1 protein-coding gene is annotated in these 999 nt (G+C 59.3%); it reads left to right on the top strand.

Annotated features, from left to right (window positions below):
- On the top strand, positions 1–999 hold a 999-nt coding region (locus tag LPW39_RS21775; protein WP_230780351.1), incomplete at both ends, for a hypothetical protein.

Here is a 999-nt window from a genome sequence, read left to right as displayed (position 1 = left end):
CAGGCCAGCAGTCTGGGCACTACCAAGATCACGGCGAGCCATGCCACTTTGGGCATGGCGGAAACCGTTATTGAAGTCGTCAGCCTGCCTTCCTTGGGCTTGGCCCCAGCCAGCCCCACGGTCGGGGTTAATCGCAACTATCCGATGACCTTGTCGCTGCCTGCACCCGCTACTCCCAATGTGGCCGTGCGGTTGGACAACGCGGACACGGCGGTGCTGTCTGCCCCGAGCAGCTTGGTAGTGCCTGCCGGTCAGCAAAGTGTGAATTTTGAAGTGACTGGCTTGGTCGACGGTATCAGCCGATTGACCGCGCAGGCAGAAGGCTACGCCAGCGCACTGGCTACCGTCGCCGTGCGCGGCAAGGCGTTGGTACTGCCATCCAGTGTGGTGGTGGCGCCTGCAGGTAGCACCACGGTGACATTGGAAGCTACCGAGCCAGCACCTGCAGGCGGCTTGACCGTTAGCTTGGCCGTCGCGCAAACCAGTCTGGCCCAAGCCCCTGCCACCGTGCTCATCCCTGCGGGCCAAAGCCGGGTGAGCTTCAGCATCAATGGCAAGGCCTTGGGCGCTACCACCTTGACTGCAACCGCTGCTGGCTACCAGTCCGGCCAGACCAGCGTGAATGTGGACGCCATCAGTCTTAACACTGATCCTGCTGCAGACCTGGTGATGAATGAAGAGCTCAGCCGCACGGTTCGTGTGCAGTTGAGCAAAGCGGCTCCTCAGGGCGGAATAACGGTGTCTGTCGTTAGCCAGAATCCGGCAGTTGCTGCGGTGAGTCCGGCGGAAGTGTTTGTGCCTACGGGGCAGATTTATGCGACGGTGCCCATTACCGTTAATGCTTTGACCAAAGGTAAGACGGCGATTGATATTACGGCGCCTGGGTTGATTGGCAAAGTGTTGAATGTGGAGGTGAGGGAGAAGTTTGGCTTGAGGCTTGGCCGAGTGAATGGAACCAAAGCTATTGTGGGCAAAGGGCTGTATAGCTATTACACGGGA

The sequence above is a fragment of the Comamonas koreensis genome, from assembly GCF_021026195.1.
Taxonomy (GTDB): domain Bacteria; phylum Pseudomonadota; class Gammaproteobacteria; order Burkholderiales; family Burkholderiaceae_C; genus Comamonas; species Comamonas koreensis.
This window is presented reverse-complemented; position numbering and strand designations above follow the sequence as displayed.